Origin of the sequence: Litorilituus lipolyticus, assembly GCF_006439335.1 — a bacterium.
GTDB lineage: Bacteria > Pseudomonadota > Gammaproteobacteria > Enterobacterales > Alteromonadaceae > Colwellia > Colwellia lipolytica.
In genome coordinates this window covers 26387-44750 of record NZ_SAWY01000007.1, presented here as the reverse complement: position 1 = coordinate 44750, position 18364 = coordinate 26387, and the positions used below count along the sequence as shown (strand labels likewise).

Annotated in this window: 22 protein-coding genes; 14 read left to right on the top strand and 8 right to left on the bottom strand. The window is 37.3% G+C overall.

All coding sequences use genetic code 11. From position 1 onward, the window contains the following. The first annotated feature begins 103 nt into the window (after positions 1-103). Entirely contained in the window at positions 104-568 is a 465-nt protein-coding gene (locus tag EPA86_RS03815; RefSeq protein WP_140602065.1) for a c-type cytochrome, read from the top strand. A 70-nt stretch (positions 569-638) separates the two neighbouring features. On the opposite strand, the gene EPA86_RS03810 is transcribed toward EPA86_RS03815, so the two are convergent. The 7 genes from EPA86_RS03810 to EPA86_RS03780 form a co-directional block, all read right to left on the bottom strand. After that, complete coding sequence (locus EPA86_RS03810) at positions 639-1319, bottom strand: cytochrome b/b6 domain-containing protein (RefSeq protein WP_140602064.1); 681 nt, start codon at positions 1317-1319, stop codon at positions 639-641. Positions 1320-1464: 145 nt separating this feature from the next. After that, the gene (locus tag EPA86_RS03805; RefSeq protein WP_140602062.1) at positions 1465-2163 is read right to left on the bottom strand and encodes a type 2 periplasmic-binding domain-containing protein; all 699 of its coding nucleotides are present in this window, start codon (positions 2161-2163) and stop codon (positions 1465-1467) included. 105 nt (positions 2164-2268) lie between these two features. Beyond that, the gene (locus EPA86_RS03800; protein ID WP_140602060.1) at positions 2269-2724 is read right to left on the bottom strand and encodes a GNAT family N-acetyltransferase; all 456 of its coding nucleotides are present in this window, start codon (positions 2722-2724) and stop codon (positions 2269-2271) included. Position 2725: 1 nt separating this feature from the next. Further along, the gene (locus EPA86_RS03795; RefSeq protein WP_140602058.1) at positions 2726-3184 is read right to left on the bottom strand and encodes an outer membrane lipoprotein; all 459 of its coding nucleotides are present in this window, start codon (positions 3182-3184) and stop codon (positions 2726-2728) included. 29 nt (positions 3185-3213) lie between these two features. Next, positions 3214-3816 carry a penicillin-binding protein activator LpoB gene (gene lpoB / locus EPA86_RS03790; protein ID WP_140602056.1) on the bottom strand — a complete coding sequence of 201 codons (603 nt, stop codon included), beginning with the start codon at positions 3814-3816 and terminating at the stop codon, positions 3214-3216. A 55-nt stretch (positions 3817-3871) separates the two neighbouring features. Continuing rightward, positions 3872-4315: a YcfL family putative periplasmic lipoprotein gene (locus EPA86_RS03785; protein ID WP_140602054.1), complete on the bottom strand. Its 444-nt coding sequence runs from the start codon at positions 4313-4315 to the stop codon at positions 3872-3874. Positions 4316-4330: 15 nt separating this feature from the next. After that, the gene (locus EPA86_RS03780; RefSeq protein WP_140602052.1) at positions 4331-5764 is read right to left on the bottom strand and encodes a COG3014 family protein; all 1434 of its coding nucleotides are present in this window, start codon (positions 5762-5764) and stop codon (positions 4331-4333) included. A gap of 179 nt (positions 5765-5943) precedes the next feature. Here EPA86_RS03780 and EPA86_RS03775 point away from each other — a divergent pair, with 179 nt between their 5' ends. From EPA86_RS03775 to EPA86_RS03740, 8 genes are all read left to right on the top strand, one after another. Next, positions 5944-6882, top strand: coding sequence for a 4Fe-4S binding protein (locus tag EPA86_RS03775; RefSeq protein WP_140602050.1), 939 nt, complete (start codon positions 5944-5946; stop codon positions 6880-6882). A gap of 67 nt (positions 6883-6949) precedes the next feature. After that, on the top strand, positions 6950-7270 hold the full coding sequence (locus EPA86_RS03770) for a cupredoxin domain-containing protein (RefSeq protein ID WP_246058241.1): 321 nt from the start codon (positions 6950-6952) through the stop codon (positions 7268-7270). A 361-nt stretch (positions 7271-7631) separates the two neighbouring features. Next, positions 7632-8072, top strand: a complete 441-nt coding sequence (locus EPA86_RS03765) for a c-type cytochrome (RefSeq protein WP_140602048.1) — start codon at positions 7632-7634, stop codon at positions 8070-8072. A gap of 4 nt (positions 8073-8076) precedes the next feature. After that, positions 8077-9468, top strand: a complete 1392-nt coding sequence (locus tag EPA86_RS03760; protein WP_140602046.1) for a cbb3-type cytochrome c oxidase subunit I — start codon at positions 8077-8079, stop codon at positions 9466-9468. 222 nt (positions 9469-9690) lie between these two features. After that, positions 9691-10425 carry a class I SAM-dependent methyltransferase gene (locus EPA86_RS03755; protein ID WP_140602044.1) on the top strand — a complete coding sequence of 245 codons (735 nt, stop codon included), beginning with the start codon at positions 9691-9693 and terminating at the stop codon, positions 10423-10425. Between the two features lie 24 nt (positions 10426-10449). Continuing rightward, positions 10450-11970 (top strand): S10 family peptidase, encoded by a 1521-nt coding sequence (locus tag EPA86_RS03750; protein WP_140602042.1) that lies wholly within the window; start codon positions 10450-10452, stop codon positions 11968-11970. Between the two features lie 215 nt (positions 11971-12185). After that, positions 12186-14003, top strand: coding sequence for a translational GTPase TypA (gene typA, locus EPA86_RS03745; RefSeq protein ID WP_140602040.1), 1818 nt, complete (start codon positions 12186-12188; stop codon positions 14001-14003). A gap of 409 nt (positions 14004-14412) precedes the next feature. Continuing rightward, a complete protein-coding gene (locus EPA86_RS03740) occupies positions 14413-14595 on the top strand; it encodes a hypothetical protein (protein ID WP_140602038.1) in 183 nt (60 codons plus the stop codon). Positions 14596-14610: 15 nt separating this feature from the next. On the opposite strand, the gene EPA86_RS03735 is transcribed toward EPA86_RS03740, so the two are convergent. Continuing rightward, a complete protein-coding gene (locus EPA86_RS03735; protein WP_140602036.1) occupies positions 14611-14835 on the bottom strand; it encodes a hypothetical protein in 225 nt (74 codons plus the stop codon). 99 nt (positions 14836-14934) lie between these two features. On the opposite strand from EPA86_RS03735, the gene EPA86_RS03730 reads away from it, so the two are divergent. From EPA86_RS03730 to rplX, 5 genes are all read left to right on the top strand, one after another. Further along, entirely contained in the window at positions 14935-15819 is an 885-nt protein-coding gene (locus tag EPA86_RS03730) for a virulence factor BrkB family protein (RefSeq protein ID WP_140602034.1), read from the top strand. A gap of 98 nt (positions 15820-15917) precedes the next feature. Beyond that, positions 15918-16910, top strand: coding sequence for a prolyl aminopeptidase (pip, locus tag EPA86_RS03725; RefSeq protein WP_140602032.1), 993 nt, complete (start codon positions 15918-15920; stop codon positions 16908-16910). A gap of 71 nt (positions 16911-16981) precedes the next feature. Continuing rightward, positions 16982-17419 (top strand): D-aminoacyl-tRNA deacylase, encoded by a 438-nt coding sequence (dtd, locus tag EPA86_RS03720; RefSeq protein ID WP_140602030.1) that lies wholly within the window; start codon positions 16982-16984, stop codon positions 17417-17419. Positions 17420-17663: 244 nt separating this feature from the next. Next, positions 17664-18032, top strand: a complete 369-nt coding sequence (gene rplN / locus EPA86_RS03715; RefSeq protein WP_140602028.1) for a 50S ribosomal protein L14 — start codon at positions 17664-17666, stop codon at positions 18030-18032. Between the two features lie 12 nt (positions 18033-18044). After that, positions 18045-18359 (top strand): 50S ribosomal protein L24, encoded by a 315-nt coding sequence (gene rplX / locus EPA86_RS03710; protein ID WP_118959330.1) that lies wholly within the window; start codon positions 18045-18047, stop codon positions 18357-18359. Positions 18360-18364 lie beyond the last annotated feature (5 nt).

Genomic DNA, 18364 nt, shown 5'->3' with positions numbered 1-18364 from the left:
AGCTAATCGGTGAATAACCAGCACAGAGCGATGACTTTATTTGTCACGTTTCACTGATTTAAGTACTATGTAGCTAAATTTATTATAAAAACGGAAATGTCCTATGAAATTATTCTCTACAATAGTGGTTGCTGGCTTATTAACTATTACTGCTGCCAATGCACAACCTGCTAAATCGATGAAGCACGCTAAGAAAACAACTGAGCTGCGCCAAGCTATTTTTCAATTAATGGCAAGCAATATGGGCCCTATGGGAGCAATGGCTAAGGGTAAAATTCCTGTTGATGCTGATAGAGTTGCCACCAATGCACTACGTTTAGAGCAATTTTCATATATGTTAAATGACTACTTTAAAACCGACACAAGTAAATTTGATGTAAAAACAGAAGCACTACCTAAAGCATGGACTGATAAAGCTACTTTTGAAGATAAAGTGAATGCTTTAACTCAAGCTTCTAAAAAACTTCAGGCGGCTGCCAAATCAGGCGATGAAGGTAAAATTAAAAAAGCTATTGGCGGTGTAGGTAAAACTTGTGGTGGTTGTCACGATGTTTTCAAAAAAGACTAAGTAGCATTAGTTAATAACGACATAAAAAAACAGCTGATAAAGCTGTTTTTTTATGTCTGAAATCTTATTATTAATAATAGAACTCTTCCATGGGCGGGGGATTAACCACGACAAGCCAATAAATAAAAGCACAGGCTAGAATTGCGATGAATAACGCGAGTATGAGCTTTGAATGGGGTATTTCATCACTTTCGTTTAGACCAAGCGAAGGCTTTTTGCCCGTTACCATAGCTTTAGTTAAGTGTTGATTTTTTATAAGTTTGTAGAAAACTATAGCGGCCACATGTAACGCAATTGCTGCTAGGATAAAATCAAAAGTGTTAAAGTGAAGCGTTCTCATAAGTGAGTCTACTTCTGCCCCTGCACTGTTGAAATATGGGCCAGAAGTAAATACTTCATCATCAACAAATAACCCACTCACACCTTGTACTAATACGAGGGATAACATAGCAAATACCATCAAACCGCCTAAGGGATTGTGACCCGCATAGACTTGGTCTTTATGCTTAAGATATCGGATTATCTTTTTAGGAGTAGGGAAAAAACTAAAAAAACGTGCATGTTGAGGCCCAACAAAACCCCAAACAAGTCTAAAACTTACCAAGGCTAACACTAAGTAGCCAAGCTTTAAGTGCCAATCAATATAATCGGTCCCTAACTCAGATGTTAACCACAACAACATAATACTTGTTGCAAAGCTCCAGTGAAAAATTCGTAAAGGTAAATCCCAAATAAGATAGTGTTTATTCATTTGACGCGCGCTAATCACTTAAAGGTATGTTGATAATTGAAGTTATTTTACCGTGATCTTAAGCGAAGAAAGAAGTTATTTTGTGTAAAGTTAGCATTTGAGCTAACTCAGAAATAGACAAAAGCATGAAGCCCAACATAATAGCTTATAGAATATGAAGGAGAGATCGCATTACTTCAATTTTTTCGTTGGAGGTGTTGCCATAACCAATGTATTGCGGTGAACCATGGATAATAAAAGGGCTAATATTGAGAGGGAGTTTATATTTTGATTTAATTTGATGGGCCCAGCTTGAGTCCACAAACATAATATCTGCTCTATCGTTTATTAATAATGAGAATAAAGCCACATCTTCTCTTGGATTGGTCACATAATACGAAACAGGCATAATATGACTATTGAGAGTCGCAATGAATTCAGTAAATTCTTTAGGGTATTCGTAGTCTTGTGCAATGATTATTCGACTATTTTGAAAAGCTTGTATCTCCTTGATATCATAAAAAGATAATTTTTCAGCCGTAACAGCCGTAATATTCCAATAGGCAATGGCATGATTGAATAACGTTAATCCGTCTTTATTATCAACAAATAAAGCAAAGTCTATTAACCCTTTTTTGACTAATGTTAAGCAGCGCTTGAACGGAAGCTCATAAAAATTGAAAGTTATACCTAAAGAACCTGATGCCCCTTGAAGTTTGGCAATAGTTTCTCCTTTAATTACTTTGTTTTCTGTAAAAGCAAAAGGACGCCACTCTTCGTAGCATATATTTAGGTTATTGCTTTCTTGGGCAACTACGCACGTGCTTGCAATACAGAAAATTATAATAATCCAAAATAACTTCATAACAAAGATTGTGTTGCTAAGTCTACATATCAGTTTAGTAGTATTTTTGAGCAATGAACAATTTAAAGATTATTTAATATGAACTGCATTTTGCAGAAGGTGCCTTTAAATTATAAAGGCACAGAGTGATGATTGTTTTGTCTTATATCTTAAGTATCTCGACAGTAACTCTGGGGTGAGAGCACCTTGTATTGCTAAAGAAGGTATTAAGTTAAATCCCTGCTTTTGATAAAAACTTGTTAAATCTTCTGAGGCAAATAACACAATTGAGTGATGGTTTGCTTTGCATGTGTTGAGTAGGAGTTTGGCCAAGCCTTGCTTTTGATAATTAGACTCAACAACTAAGCCATGCAATAAGCATTGTGTGTTGTTTTTAGTGATTTTAGAAACAATTGTACTGGCAATAATCCGGCTATTCTTTTTAATGGTGTAAATGCTATCAAAACCTTTTAAGCGAGTAGAAAACTGATTGCTTTTATAAAAACGCAATACGGCCTTCTTTTCGGATTTATCAGCACAAATTACGACTTTAGATTCAGATAAAAGTTCATTACTAGCCATGTTATTGCTGCTTATCAACTCTTACGGTTCCATCCGTCAGGTATACCATTCTTACCTTGTCTTTTGCCTGAAAAAGCATGTTTTTATCCAAATCTTGAATCACCATGAAAGTGTTCTTTTCGGTGGTGATCATTAGTTCAACGAGCTGAATAATCTTACGCTTTTGCTTGTTGTTTTTGTTGTTTGCAACAGAGGCACCAATTAAGGCACCCAAAACGGTAGCAATATCTTGACCACTGCCACCGCCAAATTGGTGACCAATAGCGCCCCCAATTAAAGCGCCACCAAATACATGCCAGCCGTTATGTTGATCTTTGACTAACTCTTCTTGGCTAATGTGTCTTACTGACTCAACTTGACCAAAGAGCACCTTTTCTACAGGCACAGCTTTATTACGATCATAATCAGCCATCACATTGAAGCTAAACAAGAGTAATAATAAGTAGAGTACTTTATTCATGTTTAATGCCTTTTATCAAGTGTAAGTGTTTACCAACTAACAAACTCTTTCTGCTTGGTTTTTCTAATTTCTGTTTCATCAGCCCATTCAACTAAGCCACTTTGTAAATCCATTAATCGCATTGTAAATTTATAGTAGACATCTGACTGGTCTTTATTTGATTTTACTATACTCGCTAAATTACCGTATAGCATGTATTGAGCACCTATTTGTTGACCAAACTGAACCGCTTTATTTGTATCAACCATGCCGCCAGTTTGCTGAAATTGTATTTGCTCTCGTGCAGCGGTCACTCTGCCCATATCAACAAAACGAAACTTTCCTGAACGCAATAATTTAGTCGAAATAGAATCGGTAATTGACTCGGTATCAATATGCTCACTGGTTTTATTTTTAATTCCCTCAACAAATATCACCGGGCGAGTGTTTGCGGTTAATGTGCCGACAACGGGAGATACCAGTAATGAATCGGTCATTTGGCTTGCAACTTTCTGCAAGTCTGTTGAAGCAAAATTAATATCCGTTGTTTCAACAGCTGTGGCATCGCCATAGCGGATAACTGACTTATTAGTACAAGCGGTAGTAACGGTTAAAGTAAGCGCTATGGTACTGAAGGCAATTAATTTATTCATAATATAATCCTTGTATTTCGTAATATTCGATAATGTGTTTACTGTAATTTGGCAATTAAAACTTAAAGGCTTTTTCTGGCACTTCTCGCACATAAAGGTTAAATGATACAGCTTCTAGGGTAGGCGCTAGGCCTTTAACTGCTGTTGTTTGCATACCGTGAAGTTCAAGTGGCTGCCATGGCGTTTTTCTTGCTTCAACAGCAAAACCGTCTTTATCAAACCAATTAAAGTGGTATTGCAATTGTAATGATTTTTGATAATGACTGGTGAGCTGTAAATTCACTTCAAGTAATTCGTTTCGTGTCCTTGTTTTTATATCGCTGATAGTCAGTTGTGAGGATAGCTTTTCGTTATCAACTTTTAAGTGTTGACTAAAGTTTTGCTCTGAAGATAATTCGTCAGAACCTATGCCTGAAGTAACTGGTGGAACATTTTTACAGCCAGTTATAATTAAAGTAATAACTACTGCTAAGAAGTGGTAAATACTTGGCCTAAACATGTTAACTCCTTTACGTTATAAATTAATGATTTGGTAATCAGTGTTGTGACCGATTGCCGTCATCGTTATTAAGGTTTTTCTATTGGCTTTCACTAATACGGGTACTTCTTTGGTAACGCCGTTAATGTGTATAGCAATAGTTTGTTTACCCGTAGGTACAGAGAGCTGACTGATGGATATACTATCGGGCAACGTACTCCAACTGCGAGTGTCAGCATGCTCTGTTGCTATGTTATAAAGACTAGCGAGAATATTACCCACATCACCATTTTTTCGACTTAGCTGTTGGCGAATTTCTTCTTTAGTAATAAGTCGTGCTATTTGGCGTGCGACAATAATGGGCATATCATCTTTTAGTTGCTTAGCGGCAAGAGATTGTATGCGAACAAGCTCTTGTGCCAAATAGCGCTGTTCTTTAAAGGATACAGCTGCAGGTGAATAATGCGTGAGCACATTTTGATAAGTGGGAATGGCCACACTATAAAAGCGCATGTCGTGATGGCTGGTATATATTGGTAAGTTTAAAGAAAACTCAGTTTTATTATTGACGATGCCACGTTCAAATATAACTACAATTTGCCCTGTTTTTTCAGATATCGCCTTTTGACGCAGTAAGGGAGTAGGGGAAAAGCGTGCTTTCATTAGAGCTACATCGTTCGACATTTGTAGTTGATTTGCTAAACGCCAGACATCTTGTTGAATAAATTGATTTTCTGGTGTGATCTCTAAGGCTTTTTTATAATCAATGTAGGCATCATTACTTTGTCCTGCTGCCTCATAAAGTAAGGCGGATAAGTAAAAGGTGAATGCATTTTGAAAACCGTTTTTAATATTGCCAATAGCATTATCCATTGAGGGAAAACTATTAGCCCAGTGTTGCTGAGTGACGCCTTGTTGCTGTAACTGTTGTTGATATTGGTACAATTCATTCTTGTTGTTCTTTAAGGCATTTTCTTGTACTAAATTAGCTCGCCTTACTTCAACGAGCGCTGCAGAAAGGTTGTGTTGGTTTAGGTAGTTTAACGATTGATAACTATGCAACATACTCTGCTCATAAGCAGGTACATCATAGCGAGTGGCATTATCGTTACTGATGATTGCTTGTGCATTTTCCACTCCTTTGCTGAGCTGATATTTTGCTTTGTTATTTTCTTTTTGAATCAGTTGATAGGCTTGCTCAAAGTCTTTCTCACTGACTAGATACTCTTTTGACAAATAGCTTAAGCGCCCTTTCTCAAGTAAGTGCAAATTGTAATTTGTGTCAAAATCATATTTTTCCGGTAACAAGCTTAGTGCCTGAACATAATGACCTTGTTGCTGAGCGTGTTTTACTTTTTGCATTTGCTGATGATAACTTGAAAACAAATCAGAGAAATGGCTAGAAGTACAACCTGACAGAGTTAATGCAACAAATAATGATGCAAGGTAAGCGTAAAATGTTTTCATCATGAGTTAAGCTTATTCTGTTACTCGAAATTCACAAGACTAACTTTGTGTGAAAAATGTAATAAAGTCAGCTGAAGTTGTACGTATTGCTCGCTAATGTTATTGAGTCTGATCTAGATTAAAGCCCATAATTCAATAGTCGTTTATAATTTCTACTATGAATAATTTTTTTTTGACTTTATATGGCGCTTCAAGCTGCACGCATTAGCAGTAAAATAGGCTTTTTCGCTCTATTTTTACTCGCACCACTATTAGATATTTTTCGATATGATGTGGATTTAGGTCACATCATCTTGTTTGGCCATGCTTGGACTATCAGCATTGACTCTATTCTCTATGGAGGAGGTGATAGTGTTGATGCTGCAATCAAGATATTCTCAAGAGTTCTTATACCGGGTATGGCTTTTGTGGCAATTACCGGTTATTTAATATGGAAATTTGGCAGGATTTACTGTGGTTGGTTATGCCCGCATTTCTCTGTTGTTGAGCTAGTAAACGACTTAATGCTTAAGCAATTAAACCGAGTGACTATTTGGGAAAAAGCCTCTATTACTAACAAGAAATTGCTACCAAGAATTATCGTCGGTATTGCTGCTGTTGCTATGGCTTTCCTCTGGGCGGTTGCTTTAGTCACCTATTTAGTTAACCCTACCGAAGTACTTTCAGGCATTGTTAATTTCAATTTAGGCTTTGGTACGTCACTATTTATTTGTGTCGCTACTTTTGTCTTTAGTGCCGATTTTATTTTTGCGCGTCATTTATTCTGTAAATATGGTTGTGCTTTAGGTTTGTTCCAAAGCTTAATTTGGATGGCGAATAATAAAGCGATGGTGATCAAGTTTGATAGAGCTCGTGCCAAAGCCTGTCGAGATTGTATTAACTATCATGAGCATAAGCCATGTGATCAAGCATGCCCAATGCGTTTACCAACACGAAATATGAAGCGGGCAAAGTTTACTTGCACACAATGCGTTCAATGTGTTTCTGCGTGTAATCAAGTGCAAAAAGATAATCCTGAAGGTGGTTTATTGTCATGGGTTAGCGGGGAAGAGGCTAAAGAAGTTGATCGCCCAGCGAGCAAGTACAAAATTGATGAAATTGATATAAAAGAAATTAAATAACCTTATTGCAAAAACGGACTCATTATCTATGATGAGTAACTCTTTAATTTTTCTAACAGGAATGTTTATGAAAATGATCAGTGCGATACTCGCGACAGGTTTACTATTCTCAATGCCAAGCTTTGCCAAAGAAGTGGTGGTTGAAATCTATAAGAAGAAATTTATTCCTGCTGAAATTACCATTGAAGCAGGGGACACGGTTATTTGGAAAAATATCGAAAAACGTCAATACCATAATGTTTGGTTTAAGTCGCTCGATGCAGAAGAGCCTGACTACTTTTTCCCTGATGAAAGTTATCAACGTACTTTTGATGAAGCAGGAAAGTTTCCTTATGAATGTGGGCCTCACCCAAAAATGACTGGAGTTGTAACCGTTAAACAGCCCTAATTCTATGACGTCATAAAAGTGATGTGTTTTTACTTATAAATGAGAGCAGCAAAGTGATGAGTTTCTGCTAAATTTAGACTAGATGTGATTGTTGTGAGGAAAGGAGAATAACAATTTAATACATGTTTAGTTGAATATTTAACCGAAATATCCTTATAAATTGAGTGGTTAAGGGCATTTTAATTTTTTTATTAATCTACTATTGTTTGATGTAGCGCAAGGATCACTATTTTTAAGCAACATTTTTTTACATATTTTAAGAAACTTGATTTCAGTCAAGATGTCCCCCCCGTTAAGCAAGCTATTATCAGTTTGCTTTTTAATACTTATTGCATGAATTATTTCATTAAGGAAAAACACCATGTCAGAGAGCTTTACTAAAGGCATGGCAAGGAATATTTATTATGGGGGAGCCGTGTTCTTCTTCCTAATATTCCTAGCTTTGACTTTTCATACTACAAAAGAGATGCCCAAAAGGGATCATCGACACAACATTACTGAAGCTGTAGAACGCGGAAAAGAGCTTTGGGAAGTGAACAACTGTGTTGGTTGTCATTCTTTAATTGGTGAAGGTGCATACTTTGCGCCAGAACTTGCAAACGTTTATGACCGCCGTGGCGGTAAAGATGGTTTTAAAGCCTTCTTTTCTGGTTGGATGAAATCTCAACCGTTAAACATTCCTGGTCGTCGTCAAATGCCTAACTTCCACTTAACAGATCAAGAAATTGATGATCTGGCTGAGTTCTTAAAGTGGACATCAGAGCTTGATGATAATAACTGGCCACCAAACATAGAGGGTTAATGGCGTGAGTACTTTAAAATATCAATCGCAAGCCGTAGCAAAACCTTATTTTGTTTTCGCTCTGATCTTGTTTGTCGGCCAAATCTTATTTGGTTTATTAATGGGTCTGCAATATGTTGTAGGTGACATTGTTGGTGGTTTAATTCCATTTAACGTTGCTCGCATGGTGCATACTAACTTACTAATTGTCTGGTTATTGTTTGGCTTTATGGGTGCTGCGTATTATTTAGTACCTGAAGAAGCAGAAACCGAACTTCACAGCCCTAAATTAGCTATTGCCTTATTCTGGATATTTGCCGGCGCAGGTGTTGCTACTATATTAGGTTACTTATTAGTTCCTTATTCAACATTAGCTCATTACACAATGAACGAACTATGGCCAACCATGGGACGTGAATTCCTTGAGCAACCAACTATCACTAAAATTGGTATTGTTGTTGTCGCTTTAGGCTTCTTATATAACTTAGGTATGACTATTTTGAAAGGCCGTAAAACAGCTATCAACATGGTTTTATTAACAGGTTTAATTGGTTTAGCGGTATTCTTCTTATTCGCATTCTACAACCCTTCAAACTTAGCATTAGATAAGTACTTCTGGTGGTTCGTTGTTCACTTATGGGTAGAAGGTGTTTGGGAATTAATCATGGGCGCTATCTTAGCTTATGTATTAATCAAAATTACTGGTGTTGACCGTGAAGTGATTGAGAAGTGGTTATATGTTGTTATCGCTATGGCGTTAATCACAGGTATTTTAGGTACTGGTCACCACTTCTACTGGTTAATGACGCCTGAGTACTGGCAGTGGGTTGGTTCTATCTTCTCTGCATTAGAGCCGTTACCTTTCTTCGCTATGGTACTTTACGCATTTAACATGGTTAACCGTCGTCGTCGTGAACATCCTAACAAAGCTGCTACATTATGGGCGTTAGGTACTGCGGTAATGGCATTCTTAGGTGCTGGTGTATGGGGCTTCTTACACACGTTATCGTTTGTAAACTACTATACACATGGTTCTCAAATCACAGCAGCTCACGGTCATATGGCTTTCTACGGTGCTTATGCAATGATTGTTATGACAATTATTTCTTATGCAATGCCTAAGATTCGTGGTATCGGTGAAGCAATGCCTAACCGTGCACAAGTTGTTGAGATGTGGGGCTTCTGGTTAATGACAGTATCAATGGTATTCATTACCTTGTTCTTAACTGGCGCTGGTATCCTTCAAGTATGGTTACAACGTTTACCTGAGTCTGGTGAAGCATTAAGCTTCATGGCAACTCAAGATAAATTAGCTATTTTCTACTGGTTACGTGAAATTGCTGGTGTATTCTTCCTAATCGGATTAATCGCTTACTTAGCAAGTTTCTTTGTAACGGAAAAAGAAGCAGAAGCTTAATTTATTCATAACGTAAATATGTTGAAAAGCCGTAACGAAAGTTACGGCTTTTTTTTGCTTAAAAAAATTGTGCTGTTAACTTATCGACAAAGCTCTATTTATCTCAATAAATCTTCAATTCATCGATTAACGGTATAATCTAGCCACGTAAGCAAGTAGTTTGTCATCTATGCTTAGTGATATTTGTTTTGATCACGTTTAATAATTTTATAAGGAATAAAGATGTCTTGTGTAAAAATTATAAGCTCTATTGTTGGCTTCTACCTTGTTGCAGGGTTGGCTATTGCACACGGTAATCAGACAGATCAAGCAGGGCGTTCTGAACGAGATATAGCTCGAGATCCGTTAAGTCAGGGGCCTGCTATTGTAAAAATGGTTGGCATTACTCAAGGGATGGAGGTGCTTGATGTTCTTGGCGGAGGGGGATATTACAGCGAATTACTAAGCAAAGAAGTTGGTGAAAGCGGTAAGGTATATTTGCATAATAACCAAGCCTATATGCCGTATGTGGAGAAAGAGCTTACGACAAGGTTAGCATCGAATCGTTTGAGTAACGTTGTACGATGGGATAAAGAAACGAAAAACCTTGAGTTGAAGAATGAGCAATTTGATGCGGTATTTTTTGTGCTTGGTTATCATGATTTGTATCATAAAACTAAAGGCTGGGATATTGATAAAGATAGCTTTCTTGAACAATTGCATCACGGATTGAAAGTCGGCGGTAAGTTGCTGGTTATAGACCATTCTGCCAAGCATGGCAGCGGTACTAAGTATTCTCAGCAAGGCCATCGAATTGATGTGGAATATGTCAAAAAAGAATTAGCACAAAAGGGCTTTAAACTAATTAAACAAAGTGATTTATTGGCAAACTTAAAGGATGACAGGTTAATTTCGCCTTTTGCAAAAGAGATTCGCCGTAAAACTGATCGATTTATTTTGTTATTTGAAAAAAAATAACACGTTTTTATTAAAGGGTTTTAGATGAAATATAAAGCAAGAAAACTGGTTGTCATAGTATATGCTGTCTGTGTCTCATTCTTTGCCATGGCAGAAGAAAGTTATGAGCGCAAGCCGATTATTGACAGTAAACAAACGTCAAAACACAGTACTAAAATAAATGGTAAAAAAATAAAGTACACCGCAACAACAGGTACTCAACCTGTGTGGGATGAAGAGGGTACACCAACGGCAAGCTTGTTTTATACTTATTACCAACGTACTGACATAGACAATAATACCAAGCGTCCTTTACTTATTTCATTTAATGGTGGCCCAGGCTCTGCTTCAGTATGGATGCACGTCGCGTACACTGGTCCGAAAGTATTGAATGTTGATGATGAAGGCTATCCGCTGCAGCCTTATGGTGTTAAATCTAATCCTTATTCTATTTTAGACGTAGCAGATATTGTTTTTGTTAATCCTGTTAATACTGGTTATTCAAGAGTTCTTCCTGATAAAGAAGGCAAAATGCCAAGTAAAGAACAGCAAAAGAAAATGTTTTTCGGTGTGAATGCTGATGTAAAGTATTTAGCGGACTGGATTTCTACTTTTGTAACTCGAAACAACCGCTGGCGTTCTCCAAAATATTTAATCGGTGAAAGCTATGGTACAACTCGCGTTTCAGGTTTAGCACTTGAGCTTCAACGTAGACAGTGGATGTATGTTAATGGCGTAATTTTAGTTTCACCAACAGATATTGGTATTAAACGTGAAGGCCCAGTAAAAGCGGCAAATAGATTACCGTACTTTGCAGCGACTGCTTGGTATCACAAAGCTTTGCCTGAAGATTTACAGCAACTAACATTAAACGACTTGCTGGCCCAAGTTGAACCATTTACCGTGAATGAATACTTACCTGCACTAGCGAAAGGTGGTTTTATTGGTGATGAAGAAAAACAGGATATTGCAAAAAAAGTTGCTAAATACTCTGGCCTTTCTGTTGATGAAGTATTGAATAATAACTTGGATATTGAAAACAGTTATTTTTGGAAAGAATTGTTAAGAAGTAGAAAATTTACTGTTGGTCGTTTAGATTCTCGTTATTTAGGCATAGATGAAAAAGTGTCGGGCTCACGACCAGATTACAATGCTGAACTTACTTCTTGGCTTCATAGTTTTACTCCTGCTATTAATTATTATCTTCGTGAAGAGCTAAATTACGTCACAGATTTAAAATACAATATGTTTGGTAATGTTCACCCTTGGGATAGAACTAAAAATAAAACGGGTCAAAATTTACGTTTAGCTATGGCGCAAAACCCTTATTTGAATGTCATGCTTCAGTCTGGGTATTTTGATGGTGCAACGAATTATTTCGATGCTAAGTACACAATGTGGCAACTTGACCCAAGTGGCTTAATGAAAGATCGCCTATCTTTTAAAGGTTATGAAAGTGGACATATGATGTATTTGCGTCGCCAAGATTTACAAGAAGCAAATCAAGATATTCGTGACTTTATCCAGCAGAGTTTACCTACAGCTAATCAAGCGGCAAAATACTAAATTAAATTGCATACCCTAATTTGAGCTAAACTCGTACCAATCAAAGATGGTGAATATACTTCACCATCTTCCCTCTAAATTTTTTAAACTTCGCTAAAACCCTTTAGTGATTTATTTATAAGCAAAGTTCCTGTATAATGCGCGCCCAATTATAGTCCCATTCATATTTTGCTACTTATGTAGCACATACATGATAGTAACAGCGAGTAACGCCTGTGTTAGATAAGTTAAGAAATATTGCAATCATCGCCCATGTTGACCATGGTAAAACGACTTTAGTAGATAAACTACTAGAGCAATCAGGTACGTTGGGTGAGCGTTCAGATCATGACGAACGTGTTATGGATTCAAACGATATCGAAAAAGAGCGTGGTATTACCATACTTGCTAAAAATACAGCGATTAACTGGAATGACTACCGCGTTAATATTGTAGATACTCCGGGTCACGCCGATTTTGGTGGTGAAGTTGAGCGTGTTATGTCAATGGTTGACTGTGTATTATTGATTGTTGATGCGCAAGAAGGCCCAATGCCGCAAACGCGCTTCGTTACACAAAAAGCTTTTGCTCAAGGGTTAAAGCCAATTGTTGTTATTAACAAAATTGATAAGCCTGGTTCTCGTCCTGATTGGGTTATGGACCAAGTTTTTGAGTTATTTGATAACTTAGGTGCTACAGATGAACAGTTAGACTTTAAAGTGGTTTATGCTTCAGCAATTAATGGTTGGGCAACACTTGAAGAAGGTGAAACTGGTTCAGACATGACGCCTTTATTTGAAACCATTGTTGAAGAAGTGCCTGCACCTGATGCTGATCCTGAAGGCTCTTTTCAAATGCAGATCTCTCAACTTGATTACAGCTCATACTTAGGTGTAATCGGTGTAGGTCGAGTTACTCGTGGTAGTGTTAAGCCTAACCAACAAGTTACAGTACAATGTGCCGCAGGTAACATTCATAACGGCAAAGTTGGTAAAGTATTTGGTTACTTAGGCCTAGATCGTCACGAAGTAGAAGAAGCACATGCTGGTGATATCATTGCTATTACGGGTTTAGGCGAACTAAAAATTTCAGATACCATTTGTTGTCCAAATGAAGTTGAAAGCTTACCTGCTTTATCAATTGATGAACCAACGATTAACATGACTTTCCAAGTTAATACTTCACCATTTTGTGGTAAAGAAGGTAAGTTTGTAACGTCACGTAATATCAAAGATCGCTTAGAAAAAGAATTGGTTCATAACGTGGCTTTACGTGTTGAGCAGTTAGATGATCCAGATAAATTTAAAGTATCAGGTCGTGGTGAATTACATTTAGGCATATTAATTGAAAATATGCGACGTGAAGGCTTTGAGTTAGCTGTTTCTCGTCCAGAAGTAATTGAACGTGAAATTGATGGTGTATTACAAGAACCTTATGAAACAGTAACTATTGATGTTGAAGAGCAACATCAAGGTACTATCATGGAGAAAATGGGCGTTCGTAAAGCAGAATTAACTGATATGGCACCAGATGGTACTGGTCGTATCCGTATGGACTTTATCATGCCAAGCCGTGGTTTAATCGGTTTCCAAACTGAGTTCATGACCATTACGTCAGGTTCTGGTTTGATTTACCATACTTTTTATGAATACGGGCCTCACAAGGGCGGCGATATCGGACAGCGCTTAAACGGTGTTATGATTGCAAACGCGACAGGTAAAGCGTTAACAAATGCTATTTTTAACTTGCAGTCTCGTGGTCGCATGATGATTGGTCATGGTGTTGAAGTGTACGAAGGACAAATTGTTGGTATTCATAGCCGAGATAATGATTTAACGGTTAACGTACTTAAAGGTAAGCAATTAACTAACGTTCGTTCTTCAGGTTCAGATGAAGCGCAAGTATTAACACCTGCTATTGATATGACTTTAGAACAAGCTTTAGAGTTTATTGATAATGACGAATTAGTTGAAGTGACTCCTGATAATATTCGTATTCGCAAGAAGTCGCTTAAAGAAAGTGATCGTAAGCGTGAAAGCAGAGCGCCTAAGTAAGCTTTTCTCACTCTGCGGGTAAATGAAAAAACGGTAATGTGCTCATTACCGTTTTTTTATGCGCTAAATATTAGATTCCTAAATGTAAGTGTTGAGTTTTTGCCCTAGCTAATAGAGTTAATAGTTAAATTTAGGTTTGTTTGGTTTGTAAGACATATCTGCAATTACTGTCAGATATTTTTCTGTTTGAAAAAGTTGACCAACAAAACAGGTTTTAAGTTATTGTTTTGTTGAAATAAAAAAATAGGAGTAATATTTTAAATATTTTGTTACTTCTAAAAGGCGTTTTTCACTGTGCAGAACTAAAAAAATTAATCTATTATTTTAATAGTTAGAGGCTATCTGATAGTACGTTTTATCTTACCTAGTGAAGTAATGATGCACTAGGCTCAACAAAAGGATTTGCATTATGTCCCCAGCACAACTTAAGAAACTTCAAGAATTGAGCCAAATATTTAGTCAGGGTAAAGCGAACCCTAAACAAATCCAACAATTGTCAGCATTGTTAGCTCAAATCAATCAATTTGAAGATGAGCACCCCCCACAAACTACAGATGATGTAGCATTTGTTGCTGCTCCAAGGTTTGGCTAACAAAAGCTGTTGATGTTAGCCTGTGTTTTTGTAGGTTGCAGCATCTATTATCGCCCATAAGTGAAAGATACCAGCGATTATTGCTGGTATTATAAAATACCATAGAAAATAACCACCAAAACAAACAATTGCGAAAATTAAAGCCGCAAAAATTCTTCCTTGAACTAATTGCCCTAACCCCGGGAAAAATACAGTACATAATGCTGCGATAACGTTACCCGCAGAACCTTGACTTGCCATAATAAAACCTCTTCATAGTCACTATGAGTAATAATAGTGAAACTAGTAAATTAATAACTGTTATCATAATATAAACTTACACAATCTAGTAACTTAAATTTGTTAACAAATATGAGCTTACCAAAGCATTTTCCAAGTAAGGAATCTCTTTTGAGCGGACATCGAAAAATAGTAGTGTTTTTGACATTTTTCACACAGCGTTTAAAACAAGAGCAATTACCCGTCGTTGCTGGGTACTTGTCATATGTGTCGTTAATGTCACTAGTTCCGTTGCTTGTAGTGATGTTGTCAGTCATGACTGCTTTTCCTTTGTTTGCTGAATTACAGCAATCTGTAGAGGCTTTTGTCTACCAAAATTTTGTTCCCGCAGCTGGCGATGTGGTTCAGCAATATCTATCAGGTTTTGTGAGTAATGCTTCGAAAATGTCGGCTGTCGCAATTCTCTTTTTATTTATTGTCGCGTTGTTGTTGATTTCAGCTATTGATAAAACGTTAAATAAAATTTGGCGAGTTACGCAAAAACGAAGAACGATTACTTCATTGGCATTGTATTGGATGGTATTAACACTTGGACCAATTTTTGTTGGAGCAAGCATTGCATTAACCTCGTATATTATTTCTCTGGTATCGCTTGGTGATTACGACGTGTTTGGCCTGACTAATATCGTTATTCGTTTATTACCACTTTTAGCTTCAGTTTTGGCCTTTATTATTTTGTACATGGCGGTTCCAAATAAAGAGGTGCCATTTAAATATGCTGCAGGTGGTGCTTTCATAGCAGGAATGCTCTTTGAGTTTGCTAAAAAAATGTTTGCATTGTACCTAACCGCCTTTCCATCATATCAGGCTATTTATGGTGCATTAGCTACAGTACCAATACTTTTCTTATGGGTGTATTTATCTTGGCTAATAGTGTTAGCCGGTGCGATATTTAGTGTGACCTTGCAAGAGTTTTCAGGGCGATTAAAACAAAGTGATAGATAAAAATATAAAGTAAGTACATTACCTGTTTTAGATACAGCAAAATAGGCGATAGCGTCTAAACTAAGTAAAGTATAAGTCATTGTTACTTTATAACGTTTATGAGCAGAGCTTTATATGCACCGATCAAGCCCTATCATAGGGAGTGGTTAGCAGTAGATAGCATTCACCAGATATATATCGAACAATCAGGAAATCCTGAAGGCATTGCTGTGATATATCTTCATGACGGCCCTGGAATGGGAAGTTGTGATGAAGCTCGTCGCTTTTTTGATCCTGAAGTTTATCGCATTATTGTTATTGATCAACGCGGTTGTGGTCGTTCAATACCTGCTCCTTGTCTTATTGATAACACCACCGATTTTTTATTGGCTGATCTTGAAAAGGTTCGTCAATACCTTGGTGTCAGCAAATGGCTAATATTTGGTAGCAATTGGGGAGCAACTCTAGCTTTACTCTATACGATTAAATATAAAGCATGTGTCTATGGCTTGATACTTAACGGGGTATTTCTTGCAACTAAAGAAGAGCTGTACTGGCGATATGGGAAAGAAGGGCTTGCCAGGCTGTTTGCTGACTATTTTGATGAATTACTAAAAGGAGTTCAACAAGTACCAAATGAAGGTGAACGCAGTATAGTTACTAATGTTTATCAAAATTGTTTTTCAGGCAAGAATGAATTAGCTATTTTATCGGCATGTAAGGCTTGGTATTGCTGGCATAGACGTATTGAAACATTAGAAACCCTAACACATGAAGAGTGCCATGCTATTACAGCACAGCAAACTCACCAAGCATTATGTTTTGCCCAAGTTGCAAACCACTATTTCACTAAACAATGCTTCCTTCCCGAAGATTACATAACTGAAAATATTGAAGAATGTAGCTTCATTCCCGCCACGATAATACAGGGTCGTTATGATTTTCTTTGCCGAATTAGCAGTGCAGAAAAGCTTATGCCTTTGTGGTCAAGAGCACGCTTACAAATTGTACCAAAAACAGGACATAGCATGCTTGAAGCAGAAAAGATCAGTGCTATATGTCAGTCTACAGATGCCATGGCATCTTTTTTAAACCAAGCAAATCTTATTTAAGGCATCAAAAAACTTTATCAGCTTTGAATGGGTTTGTTAGTATAACGATTTTCGAAAATGAGTAAAAAGCAATGATAGCGTTAATACAGCGAGTTTCTCGAGCAAGTGTCACTGTAGAAGAACAAGTCATAGGTGAAATAGCACAGGGCTTGTTAGTATTGTTAGCGATTGAGCCTGAAGACAACGAAACAAAAGCAAAGCGTTTAGCTCAAAGAGTTGCTGGTTATCGAGTCTTCAATGATGAAAATGGTAAAATGAACTTAAATGTAGAACAAGCAGGTGGTGATTTACTGGTTGTTTCTCAATTTACCTTAGCCGCAGATACTAATAGCGGTTTACGCCCTAGCTTTACTACGGCAGCGAATCCCGAATTAAGCGAACACTTATACGAGTATTTTACTCATCAGTTACGTGAAAAGGGTTTTAAAGCACCTACAGGTGAATTTGCTGCAGATATGAAAGTTGAACTCATTAATGATGGTCCAGTTACCTTCCAGTTAACCATTTAGTGTTACCCAACCACTGTTTAATTTTTAGCTAATTAAACTACCACTTTTGATTTAGTGGTGTTATAATCTCGCGCCCATTAAGTTTGAGAGCAGACCTTATTGCCTAAAGTCTGTACTTAATGGGAGAATGAAAAGGCAGTGACGGGTCAAATTTCTGGCCTTGAATTTAAATTTACTTTCTTGATTTTTCTTAACTTTTTTTGGAGTGAAGTGAGAAAAGAAAGTATTAGCGGAGCAAAAATCAATGATCCAAATGCAATCACAGCTGAATGTTGCTGATAACAGTGGCGCTAAGCGTGTTCAATGTATAAAGGTTCTTGGTGGCTCGCACCGTCGCTATGCACGTATTGGTGACATCATTAAAGTTGCCGTGAAGGAAGCAAGTCCTCGCGGTAAAGTAAAAAAAGGTGATGTTGTTACTGCGGTAGTGGTGCGCACTAAGAAAGGTGTTCGTCGTACAGATGGTTCTGCCATCCGTTTTGATGAAAACGCGGCTGTTGTGTTAAATGCAAACTTACAGCCAATTGGTACTCGTATTTTCGGGCCTGTGACACGTGAACTTCGTAATGAGAAATTTATGAAGATCGTATCATTAGCACCAGAAGTACTATAAGGAGTCACGATAATGGCATCTAAGATTCGTCGTGATGATGAAGTAATCGTACTTGCGGGTAAAGACAAGGGCAAAACTGGTAAAGTTACTAAAGTTCTTGTTGAAGACAGCAAAGTATACGTAGAAGGCGTTAACTTAATCAAAAAGCACACTAAGCCTGTACCTCAGTTACAGCAGCCTGGTGGCATTGTTGAGAAAGAAGCACCTTTGCATGTTTCTAACGTAGCAATCCTTAACCCTAAAACGGGTAAGGCTGATCGCGTTGGTTTTAGATTTGAAGACGGCAAAAAAGTACGTTTTTTCAAGTCTGATAACGAATTAGTTTAATAATT